Here is a 14,334-nt window from a genome sequence, read left to right as displayed (position 1 = left end):
CCCTCGGAGCCGGCCCACCGCCCACGGCGCGGCGCGCGGACCGTCAGGCCGGGGCCCAGTCGGTGTTGGCGCCGCAGACCACCACGCACGGCAGCCGGCCGGGGACGTCCCCGTCGAGCCAGGCCGCGAAGGGAACTGCCGCCGCCGGCTCGGCGGCGATGCGGAACTCCTCCCAGAGCCGGTCCCGCGCCGCCAACAGCCGCGCGTCCTCCACGAGCGCCGACCGCAGGTTCTCGGCCGACCCGAGCACCGCGAAGGGGTGGTCCCCGACGCGGGTCGCCCCCAGCGCTGACGAGGCGACGGAGTTCACCGGGGCGTCCACCGGCTCGCCGGCCTCCAACGCGTGGCCCAGCGACGCGCAGCCGACCGGCTCCGCCGCCACCACCGTCCGCTCCGGCCCGACGGCGAGCACCGTCCCCGCCGCGAGCCCACCACCTCCGGCGGCCACCGCCACCGTGTCCACCTCGGGGAGGTCCGCCACGACCTCGGCGGCGACCGTCCCCTGGCCCACGACCACCTCCGGGTCGTCGTAGGCCGGCACGTACCGCACGCCCTCGCCGCTGGCGGCCAGCACGGCCGCCGCAGCGGCCTCCGCGTACCGGTCCCCGTGCCGGACCAGGGTCGCCCCGGTCGCCTCGATCCGCCGCGCCTTCCCGTCGGGAACGGTCGTGGGCACGTACACCTCGGCCGGCACCCCGAGCAGCCGGGCCGCCGTCGCCACGCCCAGGCCGTGGTTGCCGCCCGAGGCCGTGACCACCCGGCGCGGCCGGTCGCCCGCGAGCAGCGCGTTCAGCGCGCCTCTCAGCTTGAACGAGCCGGTCAGCTGCTGGTGCTCCAACTTCAACACCAGGGGACGCCCATCGACCTCCACCCGGAGCAACGGGGTGCGGCGCAGGTACGGGCGCATGCGGCTGGCCGCGGCCCACACCATCTCCCTGGTGGGGACCGGCCCGGACCGGGCGGGACGGGACGCGGAGGCGCGATGACCGGCGGACTGGCTGGTGCTCATCGGCACACTCTGCCAGGCGCGCCGCCGGGAAACGGCAACCGGGGGCGGGGGCCGCCCTTCCGGTGGTTCCCGCCGGATGGTAGGTAGTGCGATCGTGAACTCGGCAGCTCGCACCGCCCCCTGGCCCGCCGGCACGGCCACCGCCGTCGGGTCGATGCCCGGCACCGACCCCGTGGAGGCCGCGAGAACGGTCCTGGGGGAACTGCCCGACCTCCCCCACCTCCCGGAACTGCCGGCCAGGGGACTCGGCGCCGACCTGATCGGCCGCGCGGCCGGGCTCCTCGTCAGCATGCCCTTCGAATCGGTGCCCTCCGGCTACCGCCTCACCGGACGCCCCGGGGCGGACCACCGGCGCGCCGTCGACCTCCACCACCGGGACCTCGACGGGCTGGACCAGGCGCTCCAGGAGGCCGGGCACCGCCCGCCCCTGCTGAAGGTCCAGGTGGCGGGCCCGTGGACGCTCGCGGCCGGGCTGGAACTCCCCCGGGGCCACCGGGTCCTCACCGACCAGGGGGCACTGCGGGACCTCACCGAGTCGTTGTTGGAGGGACTGCGGGATCACCTCGGCGAGCTGCGGTCCCGCACCGGCGCCGACCTGGTCGTGCAGTTCGACGAGCCCACGCTGCCGGCGGTCCTGCGGGGGAGCCTGCCCACCCCCTCCGGGTACGGGACCGTGTCCGCCGTCTCCGAGCCGGACGCCGTCCGACTCCTCCACGAGGTGGTCGAGACGACCCGGGAGGTGACCGGCGCGCCGGTGTTCGCCCACTGCTGCGCCCGGCGTCCTCCCGTGCGCCTGTTCGCCGAGGCCGGGGTGGACGTCGTGTCCTTCGACGCGGCCTCCCTCGACGGCGCGGACACCGCGTTCTGGGACGAGCTCGGCGAGACCTGGGACGGCGGGACGAGGCTGGCCCTCGGCCTGGTCCCGGGCACCCCGCCCACCGGTCCGCTCGACCTCCGGTCCGCCGCGGCACCGGCGTTGGCCGTGGCCGACCGCCTCGGCTTCGCCCGGCCACGGCTGGCTGACCTGCTGGTCCCCGCCACCGCGTGCGGGCTGGCCGGCGCGACGCGGGACTGGGCGCGGACGGCCCTCACCCTGGTGCGGGACCTCGGACGTGCCTTCGTCGAGCCGCCGGAGAGCTGGGGCGGGTGAGGCCCGGGACGGGGACCAGGGCGCGGCGACCGGAACGGGTGACACGGCCGACGAGTTGGGCGGGCCGCACGACAGGGTGGTGCCATCGGCGCCGAGGTCGCGCACAATGGGCGCTGTGAAGAGGTTCCTCCGCCGGGTCTGGTCCTCCGAACCCGACCCAGGCGACCAACTGTCCGACGGTGATCCGTCCAGTACGGGCGCCGAACCCGAGGTGGCGGCCGCGGCCTTCTGGCGACGCTGGGAGGAACTGCTGCCGGTCCTGAGCTCCGCACTCGGTGACGGCGAACCCCACCGCGTGGAGCACGAACTCTGCTCCGCCGTCGAACTGCTGCACCCCGACCTGCACTTCTCGGTCGAGCGGGGCGTCCACGCCATCTACGCGCTGGTGATCAGCGGCCAGGGCGACCCCGCGTTGCGCACCTACACCGACGCCTGGATGGCCGCCGCGCCGCCGCAGAGCGCGATCTGGGAATACCACGACGCGGTTCCGCCGGTCCCCGACCCGACGGGTGTCACCGTCAACTTCGGCGCCCACCGCATCGAACTCGCCGACGTCCGGGTCGCTCCGCTGGTCGACGAGTCCGCGGGGCTGGTCGACGTCGCGGTGTTCCACCCCCTGATGGCCGAGCTCGCCGACGCCGCGAAGGCGGCCATGACCTTCCTCCCCCTGGACGCCACGCTCGGGGAGCGGCTGGCGGCCGACCGCCTCGGCCGGGTCGAGACCGCCGAGCGCGAGCCGCACGGAGCGATCGGGTTGCTCGAGTTCCGCGAGATGGTGCGTGAGCTGGACGAGAGCCAGCGTCGACCCACCTGATCCGCGTCACCCGCCCCGCCCCACGGCCGGCCGAACCCGGGTGGCCGGCCCGGGTGTGCCGGTGAGCTCGTCGAGAGCTCGGCCGGGCGTGCCGCCCCTCCCCGGGCCGGGACGGGCCCGACCCGAGGCCCGGCGGACCCCGCTCGCGTCGACCCGCGCGGCGGCTCGCCCCGACGTCACCCAGCCGGTGTCAGGTGCTCGTTCTAGCCTCTTCGCGTGACCAGCGAGCTGCCCCAGGAACCCGTGAACCCGGCGACGTCCAGCCCGGTCGCCGCCGACCCGGCCTCGCCGACGACCGTCGACCAGCCGGAGGTCGCCGAGCGGCAGGGCGTCGAGGACGTTCCCACCGAGGTGCGTGAGCACCACCAGCGGCTTGCCGAGGAGATCAGAGGGCACCAGTTCCGCTACTACGTCCTCGACGCGCCCACCATCGCCGACGGCGAGTTCGACCGGCTCTGGCAGGAACTGCTCCGCCTGGAGGAGGACCACCCGGGCCTGGCGACCCCGGACTCGCCGACGCAGGCCGTCGGGGGAGGGTTCTCCACGGACTTCACCGCCGTCGACCACCTCGAACGGATGATGAGCCTCGACAACGCCTTCGACGACGAGGAGCTCTCCGCCTGGTCGGACCGCGTCGGCCGCGAGGTCGGGGACCAGGCGCACTACCTGTGCGAACTGAAGATCGACGGGCTGGCCATCAACCTGCTCTACCGGGACGGCGTGCTGGTCAGGGCGTTGACCAGGGGTGACGGTCGCACCGGTGAGGACGTCACCCTCAACGTGCGCACCATGCGGGACGTCCCCGAACGGCTCAGCCCGAGCGACGAGTTCCCCGTGCCCGCCCTCGTCGAGGTCCGGGGCGAGGTCTTCTTCGCCGTGTCCGAGTTCGCGGAGCTCAACGCCCGGCTCGTCGAGGCGGGCAAGGCGCCCTTCGCCAACCCCCGCAACGCGGCGGCGGGCTCCCTCCGGCAGAAGGACCCCCGGGTCACGGCCACCCGCCCGCTGCGCATGATCAGCCACGGGATGGGCCGCCGGCAGGGTTTCGAGCCCACCCGCCAGTCCGAGGCCTACGCGGCGCTGGAGGCCTGGGGCCTGCCCACCTCGGCGAACGCGAAGGTGCTCGACACCGTGGAGCAGGTCCGCGCGGAGATCGCCTACTGGGGCGAACACCGCCACGACGCCGAGCACGAGATCGACGGCGTGGTGATCAAGGTCGACGAGGTCGCCCTCCAACGGCGCCTGGGCAGCACCTCCCGGGCGCCCCGCTGGGCGATCGCCTACAAGTACCCGCCGGAGGAGGCCACCACCAAGCTGGTGGACATCCGGGTCAACGTCGGCCGCACCGGCCGGGTGACCCCGTTCGCGCTCATGGAACCGGTGAAGGTCGCCGGGTCGACGGTCAGCCTCGCGACCCTCCACAACGGAGACGAGGTCCGCCGCAAGGGGGTGCTCATCGGGGACCGCGTGGTGATCCGCAAGGCCGGGGACGTCATCCCGGAGGTGCTCGGCCCGGTCGTCGAGGCCCGCGACGGCACGGAGCGCGAGTTCACGATGCCCACCCACTGCCCCGAGTGCGGTACGGAACTGCGGTACGAGAAGGAGGGCGATGTCGACATCCGCTGTCCCAACGCCCGCTCCTGCCCGGCGCAGCTGAGGGAACGGCTCCACCACCTCGCCGGGCGCGGGGCCTTCGACATCGAGGTGCTCGGCTACGAGGCGGCCACCGCGTTGCTGGCCTCCGGCGTCCTGGAGGACGAGGGTGAGGTGTTCGACCTCACCGCCGACACCCTGCTCCGGGTCGACCTGTTCCGCACCAAGGCCGGCGAGTTGTCCGCGAACGGGCACAAACTGCTGCGCAACCTTCAGACGGCCAAGGAGCAGCCGCTGTGGCGGGTCCTGGTCGGCCTGTCGATCCGGCACGTCGGACCCACCGCCGCGCAGGCGTTGGCGCGCGAGTTCGTCACGGTGGACCGCATCGAGCACGCCTCCGAGGAGGAACTCGCCGCCGTCGACGGCGTCGGCCCCGCGATCGCGCGTTCCGTCCGCGAGTGGTTCGCGGTCGACTGGCACCGCGAGGTCGTCGCCCGGTGGCGGCGGGCCGGGGTGCGCATGGAGGACGAGCGGGACGAGAGCGTCCCCCGCCATCTGGAGGGGCTGTCCATCGTGGTCACGGGCTCGTTGGAAACCCTGTCGCGTGACGAGGCCAAGGAGGCCATCATGGCCCGGGGCGGCCGGGCGGCGGGATCGGTGTCCAAGAAGACGGCCTTCGTGGTCGTCGGTGACTCCCCGGGGTCGAAGTACGACAAGGCGGTTCAGCTGGGCGTGCCCGTGCTGCGGGAACCCGGTTTCCGGGTGCTGCTCGACGACGGGCCGGACGCGGCAGCGGCCCTGGCCGAGCGCGCCGACGAGTCGGGGGACGCCGCCGACTGACCCGGGCCCGTACCGCCCGGGTCGTTCCCGGGCGGCTGAGGACCAGGACCGGCCGGACACGGGTCCGGCGCCGGCCGACCCCACACCTGCCGGTAGGCACGGAACGAGGACAACGATGATGCGGAGCATGGTGCACAGCGGCTTACCCGTGATCCGTCGCCCCCTGGCGACCGAACTGGCGGAGGTGGGCGAGCTCACCGTCGCCGCCTACGACGAGGAGCGGTTCCTCGTCGGCAACGAGGAGTACGCGGAGGAGCTCCGGGACACCGGCCGCCGTGACCGGGAGGCGGAACTCCTCGTCGCCGTCGTCGACGGCCGGGTGTTCGGCACCGTCACCGTCGCCGCCGCCGGCACCCCCTTCGCCGAGATGGCCCGCGACGGCGAACTCGAGTTCCGGATGCTCGCCGTGCGCCCCGAGGCGAGGGGGCGCGGGGTGGGAGCGGCCCTGACCAGGGCGGTGCTGGCCAGGGCCGGTGAACTGGGCGTGGAACGGGTGGTGTGCTGCTCCCAGGAGCGCATGACCACCGCGCACCGGGTGTACGAACGCCTCGGCTTCCGCCGCCTGCCGGCACGGGACTGGTCGGTCGACGGAATCCGGCTGCTGTCCTTCGAACACCCGCTCGGCGGGGGGAACTGAGCAGCGTTCGGGACGTCGGACGACCAGCGGGCGGCCAGCGGCCGCCCGTCTGGGTTCCGGCCGGGCTAGCGCCCGTCCACGAGGATCGTCGCGACGATGCCGGTGAGGTGGGCCAGCCGCGCCAGCTCCGAGGCCCGGAACATCGGCCCGCCGGGCCGCCCGACGAGCAGGACCCGGTCCGGCTTGCCCAGCGGGGTGGCCGCCAGCTCGGTGCCCAGCTCCCGCCAGGTCGCCGGCACCCACTCCTCCTCACCGTCCAGGATGGCGGCGTGGTCCAGTGGTAACCACGGCAGCCGCAGCGCCCTGGTCTCCGGTGCGGCGGCGCTCGCGGCGAGGCGGAACGCGCCCTCGCCGTTGTCGCCCACGATCATCGCCCACCCGGAGCGGACGATCCGTGGCACGCCCTGCACGAAGACGTCAAGACCGGTGCTGGGATCGGAGGCGATGTCCTCGACGAGTTCCAGTTCGCGGAAGGTGTCGAGCACCCCCGCGTAGGGGCGGACCGCGTCGACCTCGACGCCGTCGATGGACTCGGCGGCGGTGATCAGCACGTCCGGCAGCCGACCCGAGGGCAGTTCGACCACCAGGTCGTCGATGGCGACGCCGGAGCCGCGCTCCACCACGTCGACGCTGAGGATGTCGGCCCCCGCCTCTCCCAGAGCGGTGGCCACCGCGCCCAGCTTGCCGGGCTCGTCCGGCAGCTGTACGCGGATCAGGAAGGACACTGAATCCACAGCCTCCTGCTACTGTGCGCGGAACCTCGCCGCCCGCGCGGTGCACGGCACGTCGCCGCCGAATGGTGACAGATCAGCGCCCTGGGACGGGATCGCCGCCCGCGCTGTCGATCAAGCATCCCACTCGCCGTCAACGCGGAAAAGGCCCCCGCCGCGAATTCGTGTGAAATCGCCGTGACCCGTTGTTCGGGCGCGTGTTGGGGCGGGGCCGTCCACCCGTCCAGTCTGGCAGCTCGACGAGGACGGGTGATGGCGGGGCCGGCCGGTCAGCCCCCTTCCCGACGCTCGTGGCGGTGGACGCGGGCCGGTACGGGGTGGGACCCGCCCACCCATAGAATGGCGAGGTCATTCCCTGTCCACCATCGCGAACCACGATCAGGGGGTTCTCGTTTTGCCCGCCATTTCCCGTGACGAGGTCGCGCACCTCGCCCGGCTGGCCAGGCTGGCCGTGACCGAGGAGGAACTGGACACCTTCGCCTCCCAGCTCGGCGTGATCCTGGAGTCGGTGGCCAAGGTCGGTGAGGTGGCGGCCGGGGACATCCCCCCCACCTCGCACGCGGTGCCCCTCACCAACGTCTTCCGCGCCGACGAGGTCCGCCCGGGCCTGACGCAGCGGGAGGCGCTCGCCGCCGCCCCCGCCGTGGAGGAGAACCGTTTCCGCGTTCCGCGCATCCTCGGGGAGGAGCAGTGAGCAACCCCGTGTCCGACGAGATCACCCGGTCCACGGCCGCCGAGCTGGCCGAGCGCATCCACCGCCGCGAGGTGAGCGCCGTCGAGGTGACCCAGGCCCACCTGGACCGCATCGCGGGGGTGGACCCCGAGATCAACGCGTTCCTCCACGTCGACGGGACGGGCGCTCTCGCGGCGGCGGAAGCCGTGGACGCGGCGCTCGCCTCGGGTGAGGCGCCGGCGTCCCCGCTGGCCGGCGTCCCCCTGGCGCTGAAGGACATCCTCACCACCAAGGGAGTGCCGACCACCTGCGGCTCCCGGATGCTCGAGGGCTGGCTGCCGCCCTACGACGCGACCGTCACCCGCCGGCTGCGCGAGGCGGGCGTCGTCGTCCTCGGGAAGACGAACATGGACGAGTTCGCGATGGGCTCCTCCACCGAGAACTCCGCGTACGGCGTGACCAGGAACCCCTGGGACCGGGACCGGATCCCCGGCGGCTCCGGCGGCGGCTCCTCGGCCTCACTGGCCGCGTTCGAGGCCCCGCTGGCCATCGGGACCGACACCGGCGGCTCGATCCGCCAGCCCGGCGCGGTCACCGGCACCGTCGGCGTGAAGCCCACCTACGGGGGCGTGTCCCGCTACGGGCTGGTGGCCTTCTCGTCCTCCCTGGACCAGGCCGGCCCCTGCGCGCGGACGGTCCTGGACGCCGCGCTCCTGCACGAGGTCATCGGCGGCCACGACCCGCTGGACTCCACCTCCATCGACGCGCCCGTTCCCCCCGTGGTCGCGGCCGCCCGGCAGGGCGCCAGCGGCGACCTCACCGGCGTCCGCGTCGGCGTGGTCACCCAGTTCGCGGGGGAGGGCTACCAGCCCGGAGTGCTGCGGTCCTTCGACGCCGCCGTGCAGCTGCTCGCCGAACTCGGCGCCGAGATCGTCGAGGTCTCCTGCCCGCACTTCGACTACGCGATGGGCGCCTACTACCTGATCGCGCCCAGCGAGTGCTCGTCGAACCTCGCCCGGTTCGACGCGATGCGCTACGGCCTGCGGGTCGGCGACGACGGGGCCAGGCTCTCCGCCGAGGAGGTCATGTCGCTGACCCGGGAGGCCGGCTTCGGCCCGGAGGTCAAACGCCGCATCATGATCGGGACGCACGCGCTGTCCTCGGGCTACTACGACGCCTACTACGGGCAGGCGCAGAAGGTCCGCACCCTCATCGCGCGCGACTTCGCCGCCGCCTACGAGAAGGTCGACGTGCTGGTGTCGCCGACCACCCCGACCACCGCGTTCCGGATCGGGGAGCGGGTGGACGACCCGTTGGCCATGTACCTGGCGGACCTGTGCACCATCCCGGCGAACCTCGCCGGGAACGCCGCCATGAGCGTGCCCTCCGGGCTCTCGGACGAGGACGGGCTGCCGGTGGGCCTCCAGGTCATGGCTCCCGCGCAGGCCGACGACCGGATGTACCGGGTCAGCGCCGCCTTCGAGGTGGCGCGGGACGCCGCGCAGGGCGGGCCGCTGATCCACCGGGTCCCCGACCTGGCGGTGACCGCCTGATGGCTCCGGTTCCGGGACGGCCGTCGTGCTGACCCGGATCGAGGTCGACGGCTTCAAGTCGTTCGCCGACTTCGGGTTGGACATCCCGCCGTTCCTGGCCATCCTCGGCCAGAACGCCAGCGGGAAGTCCAACCTGTTCGACGCGATCCAGCTGTTGGGGCGGCTCGCCAGCTCCCCGTCCCTCTACGACGCCTGTACCGGGGCCAGGGGGGACCTCTCCGAGCTGTTCCGCTGGAAGGGCGACGGGACGGCCGTCAACCAGATGCGCTTCGCCGTCGAGGTGCTGCTGGAGCCCACGGTCGTCGACCCCTTCGGCCGGCAGGTGCGGGTCACGCACACCCGGCTGCGGTACGAGCTGGAGATCGAGCGCCGCACCGTCGAGGACGGCTCTCCCCGCCTGTTCGTCGTCTCCGAGGAGGCGCGACCCATCCGCCGCAAGGATGACGACTGGGTCCGGGACCAGCGGGTCAGCCGGGAGTTCCGCGACGCCAACCTCGCGTACCGGCGGACCTCGGCCCTCCTCGTCACCGAGACCAACAGCGCGGGGGACGCGGTCTTCTCCATCCGGCAGGAGGGAAACCAGGGGCGGGCCCGGCAGTTGCCGGCGCACGCGGCGGAGGCCACCGTGCTCTCCAGCATCACCTCCACGGTGGAGTTCCCCCTGCTCTATGCGCTGCGCCGCGAGATGGAGTCGTGGCGTTTCCTCCAGCTCGACCCGGTCGCCCTGCGCAGCCCCAGCACGCCGGAGCAACGGGGCGACCAGCTCGAACCAGCCGGCGGGAACCTCGCCAAGGTGCTCCGGAGGATCGAACGGGAGACCACCCTCGACCAGGGCAGCGTGCTGGACGACATCACCGTGGACCTCGCCCGGGTCGTGCGCGGGTTCAGCGGGGTGGAGGTGGAGGAGAACCCGGCGACCGGCCAGTGGGAGATCCACCTCGACACCAGCGACGAGGGCAGGGTGAGCGCGCGCATCGCCTCGGACGGCACCATGCGGGTGCTGGCCCTGCTCGCCGCGCTGCACGACCCGAAGTACCGGGGCCTGATCTGCTTCGAGGAGCCAGAGAACGGCATCTTCCCGCAGCGGTTCAGGGCGCTGGTGGAACTGCTCCGGAACCTCGTCACGCACCCGGTGGAGGCGGACGCGGGGGAGGAGCCCCTCGCGCAACTGGTGCTGTCCAGTCACTCGCCGCTGGTGCTGTTCGTGGTCGACCCCTCGGACATCATCGTCATGGACTGGGTGAGCAGGGTCGAGCCCGGCGGCGGGAGCAGCCGGGTCTCGCGGGCCCGTCCGCTGGACGAACCCTCCCGGGTGAGCAGGAGCCGGGGTGGCGTCCGGGCCGGTCAGGCCCAGCTCGACCTTGAGGTTCGCGCGGTGTCGCGGCACGAGCGGCGCGCGCTGCCCGGGATCGACCGGGAGCACGCCCGGCGGTTGCTGGAGGATGACTGAGTGCGCCCGCTCAACACGGCGATCCTCGTGGAGGGGCCCACGGACGAGACGTTCTTCCGCGTGATCGTGTTCCGCGCCCTGCGTGACATCGGGAACACCGGGACCAGCGCTGGTTTCGACCTGGCCGAACCCCTCACCTTCCGTCGGAGGCAGGACAGGCCCTGGCAGCGGTTCACCGAGCAGGTGGCCGAGCTCACTCCCCGCCCCGACCTGGTGTTCTTCCACTACGACGACAAGAACGGCGACGAACGTAAGCGGAGCTGGGTCCCGATGCTGTCGTGCTGGGAGACGGCGGGGCGCGGCGGAGGTCCCGGGCTGCCGCCGCTGGTGGAGTTGGCCCCGGTGCGGGAGATGGAGGCGTGGGCGCTCGCCGACACCGAGCTGGTCAACCGGCTCGCCCGCCGCGCGCCGAGCGCCGGTGATGTCTTCGAGGCGGACCGGCTTCGGGATGTCGAGCGGCTCAGCGACCCCAAGAAGACCCTCACCGAGGCGATGAACGCCGGGCGCGGGCGTCGTCGCAGGCGGGACGTCGAGGCGTACCTGCCGTTGCTGGCGGAGCGGGCCCGCCACACTGAGCTCAGCCGGGTTCCCTCCTACGATAGGTGGCGGCGACGTACCGCCGACAAGCTCCGCGACCTGGGCTTTCTCCGGTGAAGTCGTGAAGGGTCGACAGTCGGACCGAATGGGATGAGGAGACGCACAAGTGGCGGGTGACCGCGAGATAACCGACAAGCTGGACGACGACGAGCGGCAGAGCCTGATCAAGATCCTGTTCAACCTCGGGGGTCTGGTGTTCGGCGCGGTGGGTTCGCTGTCGGAACTGCGCAAGGCCCGGCAGGAGTCGGACCGGCTGTCGCTGGTCAACGCCGTGCTGCACCTGGCGGCGCTGGTGACCTCCGCCGGCCTGCTGTTCCGGAGCGTGCGGAGGGGCAGGAAGAAGTGAGCGCTCTCGTTGACCTGATGGACTACGACGACGTCCTGGCCACCTACGACCCGGTCCTCGGGCTCGAGGTGCACGTCGAGCTGTCCACGAACACCAAGATGTTCTGCGGCTGCCCCACCGACTTCGGTGGCGAGCCCAACACGCAGGTGTGCCCGACCTGCCTCGGCCTCCCCGGCGCGCTGCCGGTGGTCAACGGCAAGGCGGTGGAGTCGGCCATCCGCATCGGGTTGGCGTTGAACTGCCAGATCGCCGAGTGGTGCCGGTTCGCCAGGAAGAACTACTTCTACCCGGACCAGCCGAAGAACTTCCAGACCTCCCAGTACGACGAGCCGATCGCCTTCGACGGCTACCTCGACGTCGTGCTGGAGGACGGTGAGACCTTCCGGGTGGACATCGAACGGGCCCACATGGAGGAGGACACCGGCAAGTCGCTGCACGTCGGCGGTGCCACCGGTCGTATCCACGGCGCGGCGCACTCGCTGCTGGACTACAACCGGGCCGGTGTTCCGCTCATCGAGATCGTCACCAAGCCGATCGTCGGCGCCGGCGAGCGGGCCCCCGAGGTCGCCAGGGCGTACGTGAGCGCGCTGCGTGACCTGCTCCGCGCGCTCGACGTCTCCGACGTGCGCATGGACCAGGGCTCGCTGCGGTGCGACGCGAACGTCTCCCTGATGCCCAAGGGCGGCGACACCTTCGGGACCCGCACCGAGACGAAGAACGTGAACTCGCTGCGCAGCGTGGAGCGGGCGGTGCGGTTCGAGATGTCCCGGCAGGGCGCCGTGCTCTCGGGTGGCGGATCGATCGTGCAGGAGACCCGCCACTTCGACGAGTCCAGTGGCAGCACCTCGGCCGGCCGTCGCAAGGAGACCTCGGAGGACTACCGCTACTTCCCCGAACCCGACCTGGTGCCGGTGGCGCCGTCCCGGGAGTGGGTGGAGGAGCTGCGGGGCACGCTGCCCGAGCTGCCGTGGGAGCGCCGTCGGCGCATCCAACAGGAGTGGGACCTGTCCGACGCCGAGATGCGGGACCTGCTGAACGCGGGGGCCGTCGACCTCATCGCCGCGACCGTCGAGGCGGGCGCGTCCTCGGCGGAGGCCCGGTCCTGGTGGGTGTCCTACCTGCTCCAGCAGGCGAACCTGCGGGGCGAGGAGCTGGCGGCGTTGCCCATCACGCCGGTCCAGGTGGCCAGGGTCATCGAACTGGTCACCACGGGCACCCTGACCAACAAACTCGCCCGGCAGGCGGTGGACGGTGTCCTCGCCGGTGAGGGCGAGCCCGACGAGGTCGTCGCCGCCCGTGGCCTGAAGGTGGTCTCGGACGAGTCGGCGCTGCGCACCGCCGTCGAGGCGGCGTTGGCGGCCAACCCGGACGTGGCCGAGAAGATCCGGGGCGGGAAGGTCCAGGCCGCCGGGGCCATCGTCGGCGCGGTGATGAAGGCCACCAAGGGCCAGGCTGATGCCAAACGCGTTCGTGAGCTGGTCATCGAGGCCGTGTCCGCCTGAGCCGGTCGCCGGGTCGTGCCCCGACCGCCGAGATCGGTGGCCCGGGGCGCGGCCCGGTGTTCGCCCGCGCGGCGTCGGTGGACGAGCCGGCTGGTGCCGGCATCTCGGGGCCGGCCGCCACCCGAGGGCTCCGGCCGGCCGGGTGGTGCCGCCCCGGGCGAGGGGGTCGACCCCGGCCGGTGCCGGGTCCGATCAGTCCTGACCGCCCACGGCGGTCTCCGGCCGGATCGTGACCAGGACGCGGTCGTCGGACGACTCCGGTTCCCCACCCTCCTTGTTGCGGGTGCCCAGCCACATCTCGTCCTGACCGCTCCTCACCAGTGGCCCCAGTCGGCCGAAGAGGTCGACCATGTTCGGCTCGGGGGCACCGAGGAAGTCGCCCTCCGGGCCCAGTGGGAAGTTCGCCGCCGCCGAGTCCTCGGTGAGCAGGACCACCACCATGTCCTCCCAGGCCGCGCACCCGGCGACCCCGGGCCGCTCCGGCCAGTTCCACGCCGCCTCCCCGAGCGGGCCGTCGAACTCCACCCGGTGCAGCAGGTCCAGCCCGTCGGCCCGGTCCGTCACCCAGGTCTGACCGGTCTCGGGTGCGACGCAGATCCCGCGCGGGGAGCTCAGGCCGCTGGCGACGGCCAGCGATGCCGTGCCCGCCGTTCCCTCGGGCGTGTCCGTGCCCGGGGTGAAGCGCAGCAGTTTGCCGGCGGGGGAGCTGGGGTCGGTGGCTTCCGAACCCGAGGGGGCCCCGGTGGCGATGAGCAGCGCGCCAGCCGGGTCGAGGGCGAGCGCCCCACCGGTCTCCGGCCCGCCGCGTGGGATCCCGGTGAGCACCGGTCTCGGGCTGTCCCCGCGCGCGACGCGCACCACCCTGTTGTCCTCCGGGGTGCTGACGTAGGCGTAGACGAGCTCGTCCTCCAGGTAGTCCGGGGAGAGGGCGATCCCGAGCAGGCCGCCCCCGGAGGGGTCGACGTCGACGGTGGCGAACTCCTCGTACCGGTCCTTGCGCTCCGGGTCGTCCTGGATGGCGACCCGCACGATCCGGCCGGTGGTGGCCTCACCCACGAGCGCGTGCTCCCCGTCGGGGAGCACGGCGATGCCGCCGACCGGGTCGAGGCAGGTGGCGACGACCGCGACGTGGTGGTCGACGCACCCCTCCGGTGGTGGCACGGGAGTCGACTCGTCCGGCTGGTCCCGCCGCTGGCGTTCCGGGGTGGAGTCGAACGGGGTGGGCTGCACCGGGGTCGGCGTCCTCGGCTCCGACCATTCGGCGCCTCGCTGGTCCTGCTCCGAGAAGTCGGCGCAGCCGGCGGTCACCAGCAGTGCGCACAGCAGGCCCCACGTCGCCTGGCGGCGTGGACGCGGTGGTCGTGAGCTGCGGAGCATAGGTACGCAGCCTAGGCGTTGGACGGTGAGCGCGTGGTGAGCGTGCTCCCGGCGGTCGCCCGTCG

Annotated in this window: 13 protein-coding genes; 10 read left to right on the top strand and 3 right to left on the bottom strand. The window is 73.0% G+C overall.

The features are described 5' to 3' along the window. Window positions 1-43: 43 nt before the first annotated feature. Window positions 44-931 carry a serine/threonine dehydratase gene (locus tag G443_RS11865; protein WP_026417167.1) on the bottom strand — a complete coding sequence of 296 codons (888 nt, stop codon included), beginning with the start codon at window positions 929-931 and terminating at the stop codon, window positions 44-46. A gap of 154 nt (window positions 932-1,085) precedes the next feature. Here G443_RS11865 and G443_RS11860 point away from each other — a divergent pair, with 154 nt between their 5' ends. From G443_RS11860 to G443_RS11845, 4 genes are all read left to right on the top strand, one after another. Next, window positions 1,086-2,159 carry a methionine synthase gene (locus G443_RS11860; protein ID WP_081715188.1) on the top strand — a complete coding sequence of 358 codons (1,074 nt, stop codon included), beginning with the start codon at window positions 1,086-1,088 and terminating at the stop codon, window positions 2,157-2,159. Window positions 2,160-2,265: 106 nt separating this feature from the next. Further along, on the top strand, window positions 2,266-2,973 hold the full coding sequence (locus tag G443_RS11855; protein ID WP_035291263.1) for a hypothetical protein: 708 nt from the start codon (window positions 2,266-2,268) through the stop codon (window positions 2,971-2,973). A 351-nt stretch (window positions 2,974-3,324) separates the two neighbouring features. Then, window positions 3,325-5,403: an NAD-dependent DNA ligase LigA gene (gene ligA / locus G443_RS11850; protein WP_051313420.1), complete on the top strand. Its 2,079-nt coding sequence runs from the start codon at window positions 3,325-3,327 to the stop codon at window positions 5,401-5,403. Window positions 5,404-5,518: 115 nt separating this feature from the next. Next, window positions 5,519-6,040 carry a GNAT family N-acetyltransferase gene (locus tag G443_RS11845; RefSeq protein WP_026417164.1) on the top strand — a complete coding sequence of 174 codons (522 nt, stop codon included), beginning with the start codon at window positions 5,519-5,521 and terminating at the stop codon, window positions 6,038-6,040. Window positions 6,041-6,105: 65 nt separating this feature from the next. Here the strand turns inward: G443_RS11845 and G443_RS11840 are convergent, their stop codons facing one another. Then, a complete protein-coding gene (locus G443_RS11840; protein ID WP_026417163.1) occupies window positions 6,106-6,765 on the bottom strand; it encodes an ACT domain-containing protein in 660 nt (219 codons plus the stop codon). 400 nt (window positions 6,766-7,165) lie between these two features. Between G443_RS11840 and gatC the strand changes: the two genes are divergently transcribed. From gatC to gatB, 6 genes are read left to right on the top strand one after another with little or no spacing between them, the layout of a single operon-like run. After that, entirely contained in the window at window positions 7,166-7,465 is a 300-nt protein-coding gene (gene gatC / locus G443_RS11835) for an Asp-tRNA(Asn)/Glu-tRNA(Gln) amidotransferase subunit GatC (RefSeq protein WP_026417162.1), read from the top strand. Then, a complete protein-coding gene (gene gatA / locus G443_RS11830) occupies window positions 7,462-8,997 on the top strand; it encodes an Asp-tRNA(Asn)/Glu-tRNA(Gln) amidotransferase subunit GatA (protein WP_026417161.1) in 1,536 nt (511 codons plus the stop codon). The genes gatC and gatA overlap by 4 nt, the downstream gene beginning before the upstream one ends. A 25-nt stretch (window positions 8,998-9,022) precedes the next feature. Then, a complete protein-coding gene (locus G443_RS11825) occupies window positions 9,023-10,447 on the top strand; it encodes an AAA family ATPase (RefSeq protein ID WP_026417160.1) in 1,425 nt (474 codons plus the stop codon). Continuing rightward, window positions 10,448-11,101, top strand: coding sequence for a DUF4276 family protein (locus tag G443_RS11820; RefSeq protein ID WP_026417159.1), 654 nt, complete (start codon window positions 10,448-10,450; stop codon window positions 11,099-11,101). It abuts the gene before it with no gap. 49 nt (window positions 11,102-11,150) lie between these two features. Continuing rightward, window positions 11,151-11,390 (top strand): hypothetical protein, encoded by a 240-nt coding sequence (locus tag G443_RS11815; RefSeq protein ID WP_030104022.1) that lies wholly within the window; start codon window positions 11,151-11,153, stop codon window positions 11,388-11,390. Beyond that, complete coding sequence (gatB, locus tag G443_RS11810) at window positions 11,387-12,892, top strand: Asp-tRNA(Asn)/Glu-tRNA(Gln) amidotransferase subunit GatB (RefSeq protein ID WP_026417158.1); 1,506 nt, start codon at window positions 11,387-11,389, stop codon at window positions 12,890-12,892. Before G443_RS11815 ends, gatB begins: the two co-directional genes overlap by 4 nt. A 192-nt stretch (window positions 12,893-13,084) precedes the next feature. Here the strand turns inward: gatB and G443_RS11805 are convergent, their stop codons facing one another. Beyond that, on the bottom strand, window positions 13,085-14,269 hold the full coding sequence (locus tag G443_RS11805) for a PQQ-dependent sugar dehydrogenase (RefSeq protein ID WP_035273159.1): 1,185 nt from the start codon (window positions 14,267-14,269) through the stop codon (window positions 13,085-13,087). Window positions 14,270-14,334: the final 65 nt, after the last annotated feature.

Source organism: Actinoalloteichus caeruleus DSM 43889, from assembly GCF_000429185.2.
Taxonomy (GTDB): Bacteria; Actinomycetota; Actinomycetes; order Mycobacteriales; family Pseudonocardiaceae; genus Actinoalloteichus_B; species Actinoalloteichus_B caeruleus.
Note: the sequence above shows the minus strand (reverse complement) of the source record. Positions and strands in the feature narration are given on the sequence as shown.